Here is an 18,495-nt window from a genome sequence, read left to right as displayed (position 1 = left end):
CTGTGGAGTGTTGCAACAAACGGTGTACCCGATCTGTCGAGTACACCGTTTGTGTTTACTGTGAATTGTTAGTACGCTAGCTGAAAAATTTTATCCATATTCTAGAATCTCATCAAGTGGAACAACGTGTTGAAAATGTAGGCACGTGTTGATAATGTGAAATTAACTAGAAACCCTTACAGATAACAGGAAATTTTTGACCATCGTCCCGCCTCGTACTGTGCACCAGGTATTGGGGCTTCGACGTGTGTCTACATTGCCTCACACCATGTATGATAGTCAATGCCCGAGGTGTCGAGCGCTCATGGGGACTCGTAAACGGTGATAGAGTCAAGAGAATACACCGGGGAGAGGTTGAGCAGACATGAAACGCCTGCGAAGAAAGTCTAAGTTCAAGGAGGAACCAACCCAGCGTGGAAAACGGTCCCAAGTATTTCGTGTGAACGTCCTGTACGGGTTGGTGTTCCTGTCGTTTTCGTCGCTGATCTTGCGACTAGGATACTTGCAAATTTCACAAGGTGCCAACATGCGTGCACAAGCCATGAATTACTCCATGCAATTGGTCCCCACCTTGCCTGCACGCGGTCGAATCTACGACACCAACGGAAATTTGATTGCGTACAACCAACCGACGTACAACGTTTACCTGACTCGTATCAAGCACGTCAACGACAGCCCGCAAATGATTCAAAAGATGGCAGACATTTTGGCACCGGTATTTCATACGACGCCACAAGACGTCGTGAACCAGATGAGTGCGTTGCCACAAGACGCCACCGTGCGGTTGTTTGCCAACGACAAAGTGACGGAGGCACAGCTTTCGTTCATCGGCGAACATCATAGCGACCTTCCTGGAATTAGCGTGCAAATGAACGGTCAGCGCGTCTACCCCTATGGCGATCTCGCTGCACAAGTCCTGGGCTACGTCGGACCGATTTTGTCAAATGACCAAAACTACTTTTTAAACCAGAAACACTACCTTCGCATCCAACAAGTCGGTGAAACGGGCATTGAGCGCGTTTATGAACAGTACTTACAAGGAAAAGTTGGTTACCAAGCGCAGCAAGTGAACTTGCTCAACGACACCACGGAAAACCTGGGGTATGATCCACCGCCGGTTGCTGGCGACAACATTCAGTTGACGCTGGATGGCACCTTGCAAGCAGATGCGCAAAACGCCGTATTGAACGCAATTCAGTCGTACGAAAGCCAAAACAATACCCAAATTACCGACGGTGCAGCCGTAATGATTGATCTCAAAACCGGCGGAGTACTGGCCATGGTGAGCTACCCGTACTACGACCCCAACTGGTTCATCAACGGCGACTTCTTGAAACACGCGCAGTATTTGAAAAGCTCAGGTGCACAACTCAACAACGTGATTCAAAGCCCGCTCTATCCTGGTTCGACGGTAAAGCCGGCCAACTTGTTGACAGGTTTAGAGCACGGTGTCGTGACGCCGGACACCATCTTCGACGACTCTCCGAACTACCAATACATCGGTACATTTAGAATGCCCGAGGACGCGTCGTACGGACCCGTGAGTGACACGCGCGCCATCGCAGTTTCTGACGACAGGTTCTTCTACACCCTCGGGCTGAATCTAGGGCACTGGTTCGGCAGCTCCCCGACAAGTGGTGGTTACCCGGACGGCGGAAACTTACAGACGTGGCGTAACACCTACTTCATCAAAGGTCTGATGACCTTGATTCAAGGTGAGATGCGATTCGGACTCGGTGTGAAGACAGGCATAGACCTATTAGGGGAAGTGGCCGGGCGTTTCTACATGGAGAACAACGGACAGACCGTGCCAATCGATGTGCCAAAGGTAGAAAAGAGTCTGCAAACGACAGGATCGTTTCCGAATTACGGTTCACCGGCTGACTTGGCATTCATGGCATTCGGTCAGTCTCAGCAATTTACGCCCATTCAATTGGCGGAGTACGTTTCCACGATTGCGAATAACGGCAAGAAACTTCAACTTCACCTGTTGAAAGCCGTCTATCCACCGGGAATGGAGCAAACTTTACAAGGCACAAACGCCAAGCCGATACAGACCTATCAGACGAAAGTGCTACAGCAGTTGAACTTAAACCCAACCTACCTGAGCATTGTGCAACAAGGGATGTACGACGCGTGCAACGAATCGGACGGGACAGCGTACCCTGTATTCGGCAATGCGCCTTACAAAGCGGCCGGGAAAACGGGTACGGCGGAAATCAGTATGAATGGTCATAAAGTCAACAACTCCGTGTTTATCGGTTATGCCCCGTACGACAACCCGCAGGTGGCGGTGGCAGTCATGGTGCCTGGTGCCGGCTACGGTGCCGTCACTGCGGTGCCCATCGCTCGTCAGATGATGGACGACTACTTCAAAGAACATCACGAGTTCTTCCCGCAAAACCAGTGGATCAACTCGAGCATTCCATCCAGTTGGTTTGATTCACCTGCCTACAAGCAGCCCGAAAATACGCAGTAAAACAAGCCTACGCGGGGTGTGATCCCCGCGTAGGCTTTATCATACGGTTCACCGAGATGACGCTTGGAACTACAAGCACTTCCGGAGAATCGCCAATACGTCCTCCTTGCCGAGTTTCTTAAAGTGACCAATCGGCTCAAAGCGAACCGCCTGTTCGGCCATGCGTTCCAAATGCTCGTCCCCGATGTTGTAGTCAGCCAGTCGCGTCGGAGCGCCGATGGACTTGAAGAACTCGCGCACTTTGTCAATCGCCAGCCGAGCCAACTCTTCCTGCGACTTTCCTTCTGGATTGACCTTGAAGACGCGTACGGCGAGGTTGGCGAAGCGCTCTGGATTCGTATCCATCACGTACTCCATCCAGTTCGGACAGATGATGGCCAATCCACCCCCGTGCGGAATATCGTAAATCGCACTGATTTCGTGTTCAATCTTATGGCTCGCCCAGTCGCCCTCCAAGCCCATGCTGATCATCCCGTTCAAGGCCATCGTGCTACAGTACATGATGGTCTCGCGTGCGTCGTAGTCGGTCGGGTTTTCGAGCACTGCATGTGCATTTTCAATAATTGTCGTGATGACCGCTTCAATGAGATGTTGCTGCAACGGCGTATTGGGCGTTGGGTGGAAGTAGTGCTCAAAGCTGTGCATGAGCATATCGCAAATCCCGTACACGGTCTGGTCGCGCGGGACTGTGAAGGTATTCTCTGGATCGCAAAACGAAAACTTCGGGAACGTATACGGAGCGGCTCCGCCACCCAGTTTCTCTTTGGTCTCCCAATTGGTAATGACGCCACCTGCGTTCATCTCAGACCCTGTTGCGGCAAGCGTGAGGATGGTGCCGAGCGGTAATGCGTCATGGGCCTGTACTTTGCGTTGATACACATCCCATACATCGCCGTCAAACTTGACGCCCATGGCAATCGCTTTCGAGCAGTCGAGTACGGATCCGCCACCGACCGCCAGGACCAGGTCGACGCCTTCTTTGCGGCAGATATCAATCCCCTTGTACACGGTCGTCAACCGTGGATTCGGCTCAACACCAGGCAATTCGAAAATCTCGACGCCGGCGTTCTGCAAAATGCCGACCACCTTGTCGTAGAGTCCAAACCGCTTGATGCTGCCCCCGCCGTAGACCAACAGCACTTTCTTTCCATACTTTGTCACTTCCTCGGCCAGGTGCGCTTCGATTTGTCCCTTTCCATAGTACAGTGTGGTCGGGTTATAAAACTTAAATGGATTCATTCCGAAACCCCTCCTATGTAACCGATTTGCAAAATGACACGAGCGTGGTGCAGCACGACGAGATGTTGCTCACGTTTTGCAAATCGCTGATGAAACCTGCCCAGTGGCAACACATGGTGCTCCTATATTGTACCGAAATGGGCGTCGATGTTGAAATCGCAGGGGACCATCCGCGCCTCCTCTCCGTGCATCCTCAGACGTGGCATTTCAGCCCACCGCAGGGTACACTGTGGATGGTACAGCACGAAATGAGGAATGAGCACATGGTAACGCCAGCATTTGACGTGATTGTGGTAGGTGGAGGTCCAGCGGGGTTGATGGCAAGCATCGCGGCTCAAACATCCGGCGCCTCCACCCTGCTGATTGAAAAGGGAAACAAACTTGGACGAAAACTTGGTATTTCTGGCGGCGGCCGCTGCAACGTCACGAATGCAAAGCCGTTGCCAGAATTGATACAAAACATTCCGGGTAACGGCCGCTTCCTACACTCTGCCTTGCACCGTTTTTCCAACGAAGATGTCTGGGCATTTTTCGAAGGATTAGGCATCAGGCTGAAAGAAGAGGACAGAGGCCGCGTCTTTCCGGTCACTGATAAAGCGGCCACCGTGGTACAGGCGCTGGTCAACAAAGTGTACGATGTGGGAGTGGAGATTTGGGAGAACTGCCCCGTGACAGGCCTGGTGACAGACAACGGCCGCATTGCAGGCGTGTCCACCCATCGCCACGCGTTGGTCGCAGCGAAAGCCGTTGTGATAGCCACTGGCGGTTGCAGCGTTCCCAAGACGGGAAGCACCGGTGACGCGTATCCTTGGGCGCGAGCTGTGGGACACACCATTGTGCCGCCGTATCCCACGGAAGTCCCACTGACCAGCGACGAATGGTTCATCCGCAAACGCGCACTGCAAGGGTTGTCCGTCCGCAACACAACGGTCACCCTTCTTGATGATAGGAAGAAAAAGCTCACCGTCGAACATGGAGACCTGTTGTTCACCCACTTTGGGCTCAGTGGCCCTGTGGCTTTGCGCTGCAGTCACTATGTATCCACGACACATCGCAAGCGGCCTGGGATACGGTTACTTGCTCAGGTGGATGGGCACCCCGAACGCAGTCTTCAGGAGTTGGTGGATGAACTGTTTCATCGCAAATCCGCACAACCGAAGCGTCATCTCAGTAACGTCTTGTCAGATTTGCTCCCTGAGCGACTGGCGCATGTAGTGCTCGAGACGCTCGGCATCGCCAGAGATATCCCGATGACAGACATCCAGAATGTCAAGTTGGAGGAGGTTGCGAAACAGACGAAGCGGTTCCCCGTGGCGATAACCGGTACCCTACCGTTGGCTCAAGCCACCGTCACCGGCGGAGGCGTGTCCGTGAAAGAAATTGATCCAAGGACGATGGCATCCAAAGTGTGTAAAGGACTGTTTTTCTGCGGCGAAGTGATGGACGTTCACGCACACACCGGCGGCTACAATATCACGGTGGCGTTTTCCACCGGACATTTGGCGGGGGCTAGCGCGGCGGAGTACGCTGCCGTATCTTCCGTGGAACCAGTTGAACAACCGTAAAGGCGCAACTGCGGCATGACTTGCGACGATGGGGCGTACACTCTACACAAAGCTCATCACAAAAATTTCACAGTAAAACGTGTGACGTTCACGCCCATGATTTCGTCTATTTCTTCGAAACGCAATGAAGCAGGTGATGACCACCATGACATCCACCCCATTCCGATGGTACCGATTAACAGGAACTGCATGCGGGGATGCGAACACTGACACATCCGGTACCGTTTTCGTCCACTATGTGGAAGCTGCCTCCCGGCACAACGCCGTGAAGCACTACGGTGGAAAGCGAACCTTTTTCAATGCGGAGGGGAAAAAAGTCGTCGTTCAGTTCCCTACCCGCGAGCAGCAGGTGGAGACCCTGCCAGTGCACTGGTCTCCAAGTTCCTTAACTCAGGCACCATCGGAAACGGGACTGGTGGTGAAGGTTACACCTGCGGTCAGATACCGCTGCAGTCATTGCGGGAAAGTGCGCTTTTCGGAGCATCGTTATCCTTCCATGTGGTGCAATTGCTCACACAAAGCGTTTCCGGATCCCCCCGATGGACAATGGGTAGAAAAAGGGTGAGCGCACATGTCTTCACACGCCATTGTTGGAACAGCAATGTGAAACCACGTATATCGAACGCCTCGAAAACCTATTGATTCAGGAGTTGACACACCCCGAAACGGCCATCACTAGCGTAGATGTCATTTCGTCAGATGTTGCACCCAGATGATGTTCTGGATCACACGCGTGTGCCCGAAAATGGTTGTGGGTTACCTCGATGCTCCGGGCGACAACCTTTCCAGGATGCGCTGCAACGCATCACGGAACCTTTCTCCATCCGCCTCCGTCCGCGCCTTTGGACCTTTGCTGCGGCCAGTGGCTCGTCGTTGTTTCGCACTCAACTCGCGTTCCAATAACAATCGGTCGATGTTCTGGTCGGTAAATTCTAAACCTGTCGGAGATAGAGCCGCTGCACCTTTCCCGAGCGCAAGTGCAGCCAAGCCGTAGTCCTGGGTGATGACCAGTGTGCTGCCCCGACGTTGGATGAGGCTGATGATCTTCATGTCCGTCGCCTGCGGCGAGGAATCCACGGTGATGTGTTCTTGCGACCTAACGTCGTGTGCGATGGAACTCACGGTCACCACCCGAGCGCCATGTTCGGGTGCCATCTTCAGGATGGTCTGCAAGGCGTCCCGGGGCATGGCGTCGGCATCTACAAACACCTCAAGCAACATCCAATTCCTCCTACTTAGACATCGACGAATCCTGCAAAGGGACCGACGTCATGGCACTTGTGTGACGCAGTTTGCGGAGCAGGATCATCAGATAGGTACACGCGACAGCGAACACTACGGCTGACGTGGCGTAGAGGACGCTACGCCCTGCGTTGGTCAACAAATATCCTCCTCCAAGAGATCCAATGGCTGTTCCGACATTGTTGCCGAAAATACGCACCCCGAACATCTGTGAGTACTCCGTCGGCGTGGTGATGTTCAGGAACGTCGCATCCACAATAGACCCGGGAACGCTGGTTGACGCCGTCCGCAACAGATACAGTCCCGAGAACGCGTACACGTTCCCGAGTAATCCAAGCCCCAACGTAAAGACGATGGATAGCGCAAAGCTGAGCAACAGCGTCCGTTCATGCTTGAGGTGGCGAAGCAATGGCGCCACGGCAAAGCCCCCCAGCGACATCATCAGCGTGGATGCTGCGGAAATGGGCGCGACGATGTTGTCACCAATGCCGAACTGGGCCTTCAAAATCAGCGTCGCAAACGGATTAAACAGCCCGGTGGCAATCCCGAAGATCATCGCGTACGCGCACATCGCCAGCAGCCTTCGGGAAGGCAATTTGAACATTCGCGACGATGTGACATCTTCCACTCGGACAAAGTATCGAATGACAGGAGCCACAAGGGCAATGGCCGCTCCGAGGAATATCGCGACCCGGTACGATGCGTACGCGCAAATGGGGCCCGCCACAATGGATCCAACGCCCATCACAAACGTGTACATGGCGAAAAATCGACTAAGTAGACGCGCCTTCTCCTGGTTCTGCGTCAACGCGGTGAGCACCACGTTCTCCGTCGAGGTGAGCAATGCACCGCCTAGCCCGGACACACTTGATGTGACAAGCCACATCGAGGCACGGTGACCGAATGCCGTGAATAGATAGCTCAATCCCAGCAGCAATGTAGCAATTTTCACAACTTTGGAGGCGCCAATTCGGTCCGCAACAGATCCGAGCAACAGTGCAGAAACGCCCGACACCGCAGCATTGGTGGCCAAGAGCAATCCAATGGTCGCATCAGATAACCCGGCCGATTTATATAAAAACGGGAGCGCGTAGAGTACAATCCCCAGACCGAGACTGAGAAACACCTCGCTGATACAGTACAATACAAGCGGCTTTTTCATAGAAACTCCTTCAGCGACAGGTTGGACTCGCCCTGAACATCATCATATCATGGCCCCATGATCTCAAGTATACCGGAAAAACTACGCCTCGTTGAATCGCGGGTAGAAACGACAGATCCCTGAGCTCATTCACCCCCGGACATAGCCCGGGGGTGAATCGGTTAGGGTGCCGCCGTTTTCGTCTGACTTTTGAATCAAGACGCAAACTGTGCGACTGCAACTACTGCAAGTTGCTGACGGAAGATCCGTACTCGCCACCAAGCCGGCGCGAGTACTTGCCCTGTTCAGGAGTGCCAAAGCGATGGTTCATCAGCTTCTCCACACTTTCGCCGCGAGCCATACTTTGACTCGCGAGTGGGTCCATTACAGGCCCTGAAGCTTCGTCACCGCGTCCAATCGACTTTCTCCTCGATGTCATCGGCATCTCCCTCCGCTGATGGCGGACCCGAACCAACATGTAGGGTACCCCGACGACGCTTTGATTACACGCGCGAAACATCGGTCAATACGATAAAAGCGGACGGGTCGACGATGGACCCATCCGCTTTGTCCGGTCACTTCTATGCCATGTCCCAATGAAAATCACCACGTCACTCATTCGTGGTTCTCTTTTTTGTCCACTGTAAAGTCCGGAATGATCCAATATACCAGCAGGCCGGCCAGCGTCGCGTACGCGATTCCGTTGTTCGGATAACCGACACCGATGATGAAAATGATGGCGACCACAACCAGGTTCTTCATGTTGGCAAGATTGACCTTCTCTTCAATCACATGGCGGATACCCATGGCAGCAATCATGCCAAACAACAGAATGCTGATGCCACCCATCACAGGCGTGGGAATGGTCTGAATCAAGGCACCCACTTTGCCAAACAATCCGAGGATGATGGCGATGACAGCAGCACCCTCGATGATGCGACTGGAGAATTGGCGAGTAATCGCAAGCACCCCTAGGTTCTCCGCGTACGTTGTCTGAGCGGGTCCACCTATTAACGCGGACACGGCTGTGGCTAAGCCATTGCCAATCAGAATGCTGGAAAATCCAGGATTCTTTGTCACGTCGCGCTGAATGATCTCGTTCAACACGAACATGTGACCGAGATCTTCGATGATGGTCACAAGCGCAATCGGTGCCATCGCGAGAATCACGTCGCCTGTGAAGTGCGGCAACACAAAGTGCGGAACGGCAATCACAGGTGCTTTACTCAAGCTGGAAAAATCAACGAGCCCGCGCGCAAGAGCGTACAGATACCCAACAATAATGCCCATCAGTAGAGGAATGATCCGCATTTGGCGGGGGCCAGCCAACGAAGCGACGATAGCCACTACGAGACTGACAATAGCGACATCCCAGTGCTTCGCAGCCATGTTCGTAACCGCCGTGGTCGCGAGCGACAAGCCGATGATGGAAACGACCGGTCCAACGACGACTGGCGGAATGATCCTGCGAATGTGGTGGAATCCAAAGGCGGCCACAAGCAGCGAAACCACTGCGTACACCACGGAGACAGCAATGAGACCTGCCGCAGCTTGTCCAGGTGACTGATTCTTTGTCACGTAGAGAGTGAGCGGTGCAATGAATGCAAACGATGAGCCGAGGTACGTCGGCACCTTCCCTCGCGTGATGAAATGAAAAATCAGCGTGCCAAGGCCACTCGCGACCAGTGTGCTTCCCGGATCCAGCCCAGTGAGGAACGGCACCAACACTGTGGATCCAAACATCGCAAACACGTGCTGCACGGACAACGGAATGGCCCGCAAAAATCTTTCCATACTCATAAATCCCCCTTCGATGATTCCGAAGCCCACCCTAATATACCGTTCTGAGCAGCGATAGTACAGCGGTACGAAACCATGCGATGGGATTTATGATGTACGCTCTGTACGCGTGATGGATGGAACAGGCGGTGACCAGTACTTTCTCCGCAACCACAACAGGGCTGCACCACAGAGAGCCAACACAAGGGCCGGCCAGACGTTGTTCCAACCGCTGAAGACGATAAACAGAACGGTCGTCAATAGGGAGAGCGCTGCGAACACCCTGCGCTTTCCGTGATTGCGGAAGACGCCTCCCCACGGCTCTGAATCAAATAGGGCGACCGCAAAGACGACAGCATAGCCAATCAGCGCAGTCAGCGAACTAGCCGCCACCGCGGCAGAGAAGATGGGAAGCCGAGACCCCAGCACAAGCACGAGCGCAATGCCCCAAGGAACCAGAGGATGGTACTCACCCCGATACCATCTCCACGAGCGTGGCAGTGGCAGTAGTCCATCGCGCGTCGTCGCCTGTACCAGTGTCGTGGTGGCAATCAGCCAAGAGAGTAGGGAACCGACAACCACCACCAACGCCCCCCACCCTATCACTGCCGACGCAACCGGTCCGCACAATCGCCCGACCAAGATCAGGGGGTTGGTGTAGCGCGACAGCTGGTCCACCGGTACGGAAGCAATGGCGGAACAGGCTACAAGGATGTACAGTACGCCGACCAGCAAAGACCCAATGATCATTCCAAAGGCCAAAGAACGCCGACTTTTGTATGCGCCAGACGGTACCGCAACCGCCTCCCAACCGGAATAAGTCCAAAACGCAAAAAACGTAGCCTGCAACACATCACGAGGGAGACCGAGGTGGATGGCCCAATCAGACGAGCGCGCCAGGCTCACTTGCGTAGGATGCATGCATCCAATGACAATGCACAACACGAGCAGTCCGACAGTGCCGATGGTGAGGACACGTTGAACGAGGGCGCCCATGTGAATGCCCACAGACGTGACACCTGCTAATATCAGTACGATGAGACTGCTCCACCCGAACACATGGTGCACCCCCAACTCCCGGAGCATTCCGGTGAGGGCGATGAACAGCGCTTGCGCCGCTCCCGCGGCAGACACGAAAAACAACCAGGCCGTCCACAGACCCAGCCAAGGTCTGGACTTGTCCCGGATGTAGACGTAGGGACCACCTGACTGACTGAGGACGCCGACTAGGTCGCTGAATGTCAGGGCCATGGGCAAACTCAGTACGACGACGAGTACCCATGCCGCGATGGCAGAGACTCCCGCCGTCTTCACCGTCAGCGCGAGGACGGAAAAAATGCCCGCACCGACCATGCTTCCAACGGTGAGTGCGACCGCATCTAACGTATGTAGTTTCCGTTGCCGTGAAGACGTCTGCAATACCGTGTATCCTCCTTACTTCAGATCTCTGAGCCCAGGCCGCCAAAAAGTAACGGTCCACGCCCACATAAATCGGTGATGGGTGCGCAGAATATCGTTCTGTGAGTCCCACAACCCCAGTCCATCAACGCGAAGGAGAGTGCCTGTATGCCAAAGCCGGATGATCGGAGCGACAATGTGGACCGCATTGCGAACAATATCCAGAATACCATGGCAAATCTGCGGGAGTCCGAAGACTTCCTCAAGGCGCACAGCGACGAAATGAACGCGAAGGACCGCGAGGCGCTGGAAGCCAAAAACGACCGCCGAGAACGGGCCATTGAAGGGCTACGGGAAGAAATTGCGGATGAATCGGATTCGCAGCAGTATCTGAAGTAACCGCACACACCCAGAAAAAGGGGCTGCACACGGGCAGCCCCTTTTCTACCTGTCCCATCAGCCACTCCAGTCGTCCAAACTCCGGTGCTTCAAGTTCCTCCATCGGCTCATCCGGTGTAGACCACTGGTTACTGCGCAGTATACTGGAGAAGATAAAACACAGAAGCGCGAAAGCAAGGTGAAATCTCGTGACCACAACAAACCCTGACATTGTACTCGCTTCCGGATCTCCACGGCGAAAAGAACTGCTCAGTACGCTCGGCCTACCCTTTCGGGCCGAGGTCAGCGACGCGGATGAACACATTGCAGAACAGATCCCGCCGTCTGCTTTCGTCGAGACTTTGGCCCGCCGTAAAGCGTCCGCAATCGCAGCGAAGTATCAAGCAACGCAGCGTGATACCGTCATCATTGGCGCAGATACTATCGTCGTCCTCGACGGACAAATCCTGGGCAAACCTACATCGGAAGCGCATGCCGAGGACATGCTGACGATGCTTCAAGGACGAACCCACGAAGTATATACCGGACTGTGTGTCTGGCGGATCCCAGATGCGAGGACGCTGGTCAGCCATTCGCGAACGGAAGTGACCATGCGGCCACTGATTCGGGAAGAGATCACTCGCTATGTCAAAAGCGGAGAACCCATGGACAAGGCGGGAGCGTACGCCATACAAGGCCTCGGTTCTACCCTTGTCACGGGTATCCACGGAGATTACTTTACCGTCGTAGGGCTTCCGTTGTACCTCCTGGCCGACTTCTTCCGCCAACTTGGATGGTCCATCTTCTGAGGCTTGCGAAGGCAACGCAATGACGCGAATATTGTACATACCTTGCATTTGACCCATTGGAACATGATATTTCAACTCGCGCCAATCCACACGAAAATGCTGGACACAAAACAGAGCCAACGTTACCGTTGGCTCTGCAGTGCCAGTTCTCTGCACTCGTCCGAACAAAATCCTTCGTGTTCAGTTTCACACGCTTCACAGCAAATGTATTGTTTGTGGCACGGTGGATAAGCACAGTTGATGTATCGGTCTTCCGGCTTTCCACAGTGATGACACTGGCCCACCACTTTGTCTTCCAACCGATTGACGCGCACTGAGATGCGCTCGTCGAAGACGTAACACTTGCCTTCAAACCCTTTCCCCTGCACTTCGGGATCCTGGCCGTACCGGATGATGCCCCCGTGCAGCTGCGAAACATCCTGAAATCCCTCGCGCAACAGAAAACCAGACAGTTTTTCGCACCGAATGCCGCCCGTACAGTACATGATGACCTTCTTATCTTTGTACTGTGTGAGGTTCTCCCGAATCCACTGGGGTAACTCACGAAACGTCCTGACATTCGGGCGAATCGCCCCTTTAAAGTGACCGATGTCATATTCGTAGTCGTTCCGAGCATCGAGCACAATAACGTCCTCGCGGTTCAGCATTTCGTAGAACTCTTTCGGCTCGAGGTACTTGCCCGTTAACTGATTCGGGTCGATATCGTCTTCGAGTCCAAGATGCACAATTTCCTTCCTGGGCCGCACAGACAAGCGCTTGAATACATGTCCGTTGGTCGGCTCGATTTTGAATTCCATGTCGCGGAACCTCGGATCCGCATGCATGTGCATCATGTACTGTCCGGTTTGCGACACCGTGCCCGACACCGTTCCGTTAATGCCTTCGTGCGCCACGAGGATTCGCCCACGCAGACCCACTGCCTTGCAGAACTCCAAGTGGTCTTTCGCGAATTCCTCAGGGTTATCAATCTTCACGTACTTGTAGTACAAGAGCACTTGGTACGCTTGTGTGTCTCGGTCGTTCACTGTACATTCACCTGTCTGTTCCAATGTTGTCGTCATACTTGCAGCAAACGTTCCAAGGCTGCGTCCGTCAACTTGTTTCCAACGAGGAACGGTCCAAATTCACCAAACCGCGCACTCGCTTCATCAAAGCGCATCTCGTACACCAATTTCTTAAACTGCAATGCATCCTCGCTGAAGAGGGTGACACCCCATTCCCAGTCGTCCAGACCGACTGACCCTGTGATGATTTGCGTCACCTTACCTGCATAACTCCGCCCAATCAGGCCGTGGCTCTTCATCATTTCCCGACGTTCTTCCAGCGACAACATGTACCAGTTGTCCTCGCCTTGACGGCGCTTGTTCATTGGATAGAAGCACACGTACTGTGTATCTGGAAGCGTAGGCTTTAGTCTGCTCTGCAGGTACGGGTCGGAGTCGACATCCACCCCCGGCTTGGCCAAATATGCGCTGAGTTCGACGATGGACACGTAAGAGTACGAATCCGTCGTGTAATCCGCAAACCGCGTTTTTTGGAAGCGGGCCTTGACCTCATTGAGCTCATCGAGGGTGGGGCGCATGTGCAAGAATAGCAAATCTGCCTTGTGCCCTGCAATGGCGTACTGTCCGTAGGCCCCCCGCTTGTTTTTTGCGTCATCCGCGAATTCTCTAGACAAGCTGAGCAGCTCGTCCAACGCTTGTCGACGATCCGACGCACTCGCGGCCTTCCACGCAGACCAATTCACTTTGCGAAAATCGTGATATGTGTACCAACCTTCTATTGTTTGCACGGCTTCGTTCATGGCTGGAGCTCTCCTTCACCGAATACATTCACCGCTACAGTCAACGGCTCTACAAGGCGTGTCCGAGTTTTTTCGCCTGTTCGCACAACATACTCAGACATCTTGCGACACGCTGGCCTCTGCTATAAAAGTACCGCAATGGATCATAGCACACAAATGTTTTGACCATCCATGATGGTGACCGCCACGAAAATGTCACGAGAAAGCCATGAAAAATTGACCGTTTGGACCCGCTTTTGCCTGGCCGCATGCGTTGTAGTGTCTGCGCGCCAGAGAGAATCTATGCGATGCGCAGACCTTGCCCATACCACGAAAGTGGATCGGCACTCAAATCGATGAAGGTATAATAGGGTCATCCGCGCGGACAGGGAGGAATCTGGATGTCTTCGAACACACACCTGCGCTTTAACTCGCACATCGGACGGCAAAAGCCAGAAAGCATCGTGAATCGCGAGACCGCGTGTCCATTTTGTAACCGTTCTCAACTGTCTGGAATTCTCGCAGAAGAGGGCAATATCATTTGGTTGAAAAACAAGTATCCGGTGCTGGAAGATACGTTGCAAACCGTCATCATTGAAACCCATGAGTGTGACTCCGACCTGTCCCTGTACACGCCGGATCACCTGCATCGCCTGTTCCGTTTCGCATTCGCGAAATGGCAGGACATGTCCGACAGCGGGGACTACGCCTCCGTCCTGTTTTACAAGAATCACGGACCGTACTCGGGCGGAACCATTCGTCACCCACACATGCAGATTGTCGGATTGAAGTATGTGGACGCCATGCAACATGTGGAAGAGTCGCAGTTCACGGGAATTGTCATCGCCAAGCGGCAAGGGGTGGAGTTGAACGTATCCACCCTGCCGCGCGTCGGATTTGTAGAATTCAACGTCCTTCTGGACGACCTTCGATATCTCGATGACTGCGCCGATTTCACGCAAATCGCGGTGCACTACATCATGAATCACTTCAGCCGAAACTGCAACAGTTACAATCTGTTTTTCTATGGGTTACATGGCGAGTGGCGCGTGAAAATAGTGCCTCGCTTCGTCACTTCACCACTGTATGTAGGATTTGGCATCCCGCAAGTGTCAGACCGCATTGACGAAGTCGCGGAGGAAATCAAGGAGCGCTACTTCGTCGAGCAAGAGCGCCTAGAGGTGTAACGCCTGTGCGAGGTCGAGAACGTTGTTAAGAATGTACTCACACCCCAGTTGTTCGAACGTCTGACGAGCTTGCGCGCCGGTCAGCCCCGTCAACACAGCGGCAAAGTGACACCCCATGGACCTGGCAGCTTTCCAGTCCGCCACCGAGTCGCCGACGATGAGAATGCTTTGGCCCACTTCGGTCGGAAGCGGTAACGTCTGTGCAAGAGCGGATTCAGCGTTGGTGCCGAGCCAACTTCTCACGTAGGAGAAAGGGTGCGGCTTCGACAAGGGCCGCAAATGCGGGTACCGCTGCTCCGTTTGGCGCACGTCTGAGGCAGTCGTGATCCGATTTTTCGGGAAGTGCCGTTCCCACCCGTACACGTGAAACGGTACTTCCGTTTCAATCTGCGGACGCCCGGTCGCGACGCCCAAGGTGGCACCCGTTTTGGTACAGAGTTCAAACAGCGCAGCAAGCGATTCCGGCGCTGCGAGCGGGATTTCCTGCTGGACGAACCCGTGTTTTCCGACGGCAGGCCCCGCGCTGTATTCGTCACCCAAGTACCAGGCCTGAAACACGTCGACACCGAGGTCGTACACGGTCTGCAAGTCGTCAGCCAGCTGCCCTTCGGATTCGAACAATTCGGCAAACCACTGTTCAATCTTCGTGAACATCGCCGCCCTATCGGCACAATCTCCAAAACGTTGAGAGAACGCTGCGAACGATTCTGGCTGGATGCTGCACCCGTGTTCTCTCAAAATCGAACCCACCGCGCGAATGGACTCGTGTCCCCAGGACTCGTCCAGCGCATCCCGAACCTGCCGCCAGTGCGGCTTGGAGATTGACACCTCTCGCAGCAAACGGTACCACTGGTACATGAACTGCAAGTACACCATATCCCAGTTTGCATTGACACCGGCCGACTTCATGGTGTCCAGCACAGCGTCGTTCGCAAAGACCGTGGATCGAATGTGCTGGATGTGTTCATCATCTGGTTGCACCGTGAAATCCGGCAGTCCGTCGACACGGAGCCCCAACCAGTCGTCGCTACACAGCATCTCGTACACGGTCAGTGCAGATGCGTCAAAGTACCGCTCTTCGCTCAACATGACACCGTCGATATCAAACAGGATGGTTGAATACACCACTACGCCCCCTTCATTCCTTGATAGCATCATATCTCAGTCACTCGTATAATTCATCGTAGAGATTCGAATTTTTAACGGCAGCGTCAACGTACGACCAATCCAGACATGACCGTTCATAGCGAGGAGGTGCCCTCTGTGCAGGAACAGACCTTTACCGTTCCGACCTGGGACGGTCAGAAGCTGTTTGTCTATCAGTGGTCCCCCGACGAGGATTCCCCCGTTGGGATTTTGCACATTGTCCACGGCATGAGCGAGACGGCCGCCCGGTACGCCCGACTTGCTGCGTGCGCAACAGAACATGGCTATGTCGTATACGGGCACGACCAGCGTGGGCACGGGCAGACGGCGCCATCCCCCGAGTTGCTTGGGGACATTGGTCCTGACGGGTTCCGGCGCATGGCCGAAGACATCAAGACAGTGAACGACGTGATTCGTACGCGACACCAGGCCCTACCTGTGTATGTATTGGGCCACAGCATGGGCTCCTTCCTCGTGCGGCTGTACCTCGGAAAGTACGGAGACACTGTGGCAGGCGCCATCCTTTCCGGGACCGGGTCTCCTCCTCGCGTAGCGGTACGTGTCGGCATGCACCTCGCCAAACGAAAGATGCGTTCCAAAGGATTCACCGCGCGCAGCAAAAGTCTAAACCGCTTGGTCTTTGGCAGGTACAACCAATCGTTCAAACCCACTCGAACCGATTTCGACTGGCTGTCCCGCGACGCCAATGAAGTCGACCGCTACACCCAAGACCCGTATTGTGGACAGCCGTTTACCAACGAATCGTTCTACCACTTCTATGCCGGTTTGATGGAGGCACTGTCCGCGCGAACGCTGGCCAACACGCCGAAAGACCTCCCAATGTTCATTTTCTCTGGAGAGAAAGATCCGGTGGGCGGACACGGGAAGGGCGTGCGGAAGTACGTCCGCCAACTCTACAACGCTGGATTTTCAGACGTCTCCGTCAAGTTGTACCGGGATGGGCGCCATGAGATGCTCAACGAGCTGAATCGCGACGAGGTCGCTGCAGACATTCTCCAATGGATGTTGGCACACCGATGACGTAGCCATTCTGGCGTTACACTTCCGTCGAAACCGCTCCCGCCAAAGTGGGATCTCCATGTGAGCACATAAAATGACCATTCCTGCTCACATTAAGGAACTGAAGCAGTCCATGGAAAGGAGCGGTGAGAATTGGCGAAGGAATCAACCAGCATGCAGTCGCAAAGCCCACTCTCCCAGGCTCAGGCTTCTGTCGCCAAAGCGACGCGGGCAGTTCACCAGGCGGAGTCCCATCCGACCGACACCGCGGTAGATCAAGCTTCGAATGCCGTCGAGAAGGCCGGTAACGCCGTGGAATCCGCTGTGAACTCCGACAACAAACAAGCGCTTGAAGAGGCACGCGCGGAGCTTGCGGATGCGCAAGACACGCTGTCCGACCTGAATCCGTCGTAATTCGTGAAGGGGCCACTGGCCCCCTCTGGATATCCGCTATCCTTCACAAACAACCGCCCATTCGTCCATCGCAAATTGCGAAACTCTTCCTTCAGAGACATCAATGGAAAATGTTTGTTTCTGCTTTTCGGTTGCCTGTAGCAGATACTGCTCAACCGCCTGCCTGTGCTCCTCGCTCTCAGCCATGCGTTCCATCCACGGCTCAAACTCCAGTGTTTTTCTCTTCTGCTCCTGCCGAACCACAGTCAAACCTTGTTCCTGGAACACTCCAGTCCACTCCGAGACTTTCAAACACCGTACGTGGCTGATGTCGCGCATCTTTTCAAACGTGTTGAGAAACTGCGCGCAGTCGTCATCCTCTGGAGCCACGTTGTCCACCAACAGAAACCGACCACCTGGTTTTAACACTCTGCGGACCTCTGCCACAAACGCCTTTGGGTTCGGGAAGTGATGTGCTGCAATGCGGCACGTGACTACGTCAAAACTGTCCTCCAGAAACGGGAGTTGCTCCGCATCTGCTACCACATATCCCACATTGGTGCACCCGTTTTTTGTCAGGTGACCTCTTGCAGCGGCTAACATGTCCGGCGTGATGTCTGTCGCAAACATCCAGGTGACATGAGGAGCCAGGGCTCCCGCCAGATGTCCACCGCCTGTGGCGATATCGAGGCCAATCCACGTCGCTTGTGGATGGAGCATCTGAATCAGTTGAGATAGCGATGCCTCATCACCATGCGTACGGCTCGCTACATACGACGCCGCCGTTTTTCCAAATTGCTGTTGGACCAATCGTTTTTCATGCTCCACAACAACACCCCGTTTCGCTAGCTGTCACGTTTATCATAGTGAATTCCCCCATTGTGGTTCATCGGAAGTCGTCTGCCTCCCATTGAAAATTCGAATGGCAGCACATTC

18 protein-coding genes are annotated in these 18,495 nt (G+C 54.2%); 8 read left to right on the top strand and 10 right to left on the bottom strand.

Translation table 11 applies throughout. The features are described 5' to 3' along the window. The first annotated feature begins 364 nt into the window (after positions 1–364). Complete coding sequence (locus YWK_RS0100795; RefSeq protein ID WP_026963280.1) at positions 365–2,479, top strand: peptidoglycan D,D-transpeptidase FtsI family protein; 2,115 nt, start codon at positions 365–367, stop codon at positions 2,477–2,479. A 69-nt stretch (positions 2,480–2,548) separates the two neighbouring features. Here the strand turns inward: YWK_RS0100795 and YWK_RS0100790 are convergent, their stop codons facing one another. After that, complete coding sequence (locus YWK_RS0100790) at positions 2,549–3,718, bottom strand: iron-containing alcohol dehydrogenase (RefSeq protein WP_026963279.1); 1,170 nt, start codon at positions 3,716–3,718, stop codon at positions 2,549–2,551. Positions 3,719–3,981: 263 nt separating this feature from the next. On the opposite strand from YWK_RS0100790, the gene YWK_RS0100785 reads away from it, so the two are divergent. Beyond that, entirely contained in the window at positions 3,982–5,283 is a 1,302-nt protein-coding gene (locus tag YWK_RS0100785; RefSeq protein WP_035465729.1) for a BaiN/RdsA family NAD(P)/FAD-dependent oxidoreductase, read from the top strand. Between the two features lie 145 nt (positions 5,284–5,428). Continuing rightward, positions 5,429–5,848, top strand: a complete 420-nt coding sequence (locus YWK_RS17650; protein ID WP_035465657.1) for a hypothetical protein — start codon at positions 5,429–5,431, stop codon at positions 5,846–5,848. A 191-nt stretch (positions 5,849–6,039) separates the two neighbouring features. Here the strand turns inward: YWK_RS17650 and YWK_RS0100780 are convergent, their stop codons facing one another. The 5 genes from YWK_RS0100780 to YWK_RS0100760 form a co-directional block, all read right to left on the bottom strand. Next, positions 6,040–6,504 carry a DUF188 domain-containing protein gene (locus tag YWK_RS0100780; RefSeq protein WP_026963277.1) on the bottom strand — a complete coding sequence of 155 codons (465 nt, stop codon included), beginning with the start codon at positions 6,502–6,504 and terminating at the stop codon, positions 6,040–6,042. A gap of 10 nt (positions 6,505–6,514) precedes the next feature. Then, positions 6,515–7,687, bottom strand: a complete 1,173-nt coding sequence (locus YWK_RS0100775) for an MFS transporter (RefSeq protein ID WP_026963276.1) — start codon at positions 7,685–7,687, stop codon at positions 6,515–6,517. A gap of 220 nt (positions 7,688–7,907) precedes the next feature. Continuing rightward, a complete protein-coding gene (locus tag YWK_RS0100770) occupies positions 7,908–8,105 on the bottom strand; it encodes a hypothetical protein (protein ID WP_026963275.1) in 198 nt (65 codons plus the stop codon). A 176-nt stretch (positions 8,106–8,281) separates the two neighbouring features. Then, positions 8,282–9,460 carry a uracil-xanthine permease family protein gene (locus YWK_RS0100765; protein WP_026963274.1) on the bottom strand — a complete coding sequence of 393 codons (1,179 nt, stop codon included), beginning with the start codon at positions 9,458–9,460 and terminating at the stop codon, positions 8,282–8,284. Positions 9,461–9,553: 93 nt separating this feature from the next. Continuing rightward, positions 9,554–10,864, bottom strand: coding sequence for an APC family permease (locus YWK_RS0100760; RefSeq protein ID WP_026963273.1), 1,311 nt, complete (start codon positions 10,862–10,864; stop codon positions 9,554–9,556). Positions 10,865–11,011: 147 nt separating this feature from the next. Between YWK_RS0100760 and tlp the strand changes: the two genes are divergently transcribed. Together tlp and YWK_RS0100750 are read left to right on the top strand one after the other, a co-directional pair. Beyond that, positions 11,012–11,242: a small acid-soluble spore protein Tlp gene (gene tlp, locus YWK_RS0100755; RefSeq protein WP_026963272.1), complete on the top strand. Its 231-nt coding sequence runs from the start codon at positions 11,012–11,014 to the stop codon at positions 11,240–11,242. Between the two features lie 188 nt (positions 11,243–11,430). Further along, positions 11,431–12,030 (top strand): Maf family protein, encoded by a 600-nt coding sequence (locus tag YWK_RS0100750; protein ID WP_026963271.1) that lies wholly within the window; start codon positions 11,431–11,433, stop codon positions 12,028–12,030. A 122-nt stretch (positions 12,031–12,152) separates the two neighbouring features. On the opposite strand, the gene trhO is transcribed toward YWK_RS0100750, so the two are convergent. Together trhO and hemQ are read right to left on the bottom strand one after the other, a co-directional pair. Next, positions 12,153–13,055, bottom strand: coding sequence for an oxygen-dependent tRNA uridine(34) hydroxylase TrhO (trhO, locus tag YWK_RS0100745; protein ID WP_026963270.1), 903 nt, complete (start codon positions 13,053–13,055; stop codon positions 12,153–12,155). 32 nt (positions 13,056–13,087) lie between these two features. After that, positions 13,088–13,834: a hydrogen peroxide-dependent heme synthase gene (gene hemQ, locus YWK_RS0100740; RefSeq protein WP_026963269.1), complete on the bottom strand. Its 747-nt coding sequence runs from the start codon at positions 13,832–13,834 to the stop codon at positions 13,088–13,090. Between the two features lie 380 nt (positions 13,835–14,214). On the opposite strand from hemQ, the gene YWK_RS0100735 reads away from it, so the two are divergent. Next, complete coding sequence (locus YWK_RS0100735) at positions 14,215–15,000, top strand: DUF4931 domain-containing protein (RefSeq protein WP_035465654.1); 786 nt, start codon at positions 14,215–14,217, stop codon at positions 14,998–15,000. Here YWK_RS0100735 and YWK_RS0100730 read toward each other — a convergent pair. Continuing rightward, entirely contained in the window at positions 14,989–16,125 is a 1,137-nt protein-coding gene (locus YWK_RS0100730; protein WP_026963267.1) for an HAD family hydrolase, read from the bottom strand. The two genes, YWK_RS0100735 and YWK_RS0100730, sit on opposite strands and share 12 nt — an antisense overlap. 138 nt (positions 16,126–16,263) lie before the next feature. Between YWK_RS0100730 and YWK_RS0100725 the strand changes: the two genes are divergently transcribed. Then, positions 16,264–17,187: an alpha/beta hydrolase gene (locus YWK_RS0100725; protein WP_026963266.1), complete on the top strand. Its 924-nt coding sequence runs from the start codon at positions 16,264–16,266 to the stop codon at positions 17,185–17,187. 132 nt (positions 17,188–17,319) lie between these two features. Continuing rightward, positions 17,320–17,580 (top strand): hypothetical protein, encoded by a 261-nt coding sequence (locus YWK_RS0100720; protein WP_026963265.1) that lies wholly within the window; start codon positions 17,320–17,322, stop codon positions 17,578–17,580. 36 nt (positions 17,581–17,616) lie between these two features. On the opposite strand, the gene YWK_RS0100715 is transcribed toward YWK_RS0100720, so the two are convergent. After that, entirely contained in the window at positions 17,617–18,387 is a 771-nt protein-coding gene (locus YWK_RS0100715; protein ID WP_026963264.1) for a class I SAM-dependent methyltransferase, read from the bottom strand. Between the last annotated feature and the right edge of the window lie 108 nt (positions 18,388–18,495).

Source organism: Alicyclobacillus pomorum DSM 14955, assembly GCF_000472905.1.
Lineage (GTDB): Bacteria > Bacillota > Bacilli > Alicyclobacillales > Alicyclobacillaceae > Alicyclobacillus_A > Alicyclobacillus_A pomorum.
Note: the sequence above shows the minus strand (reverse complement) of the source record. Positions and strands in the feature narration are given on the sequence as shown.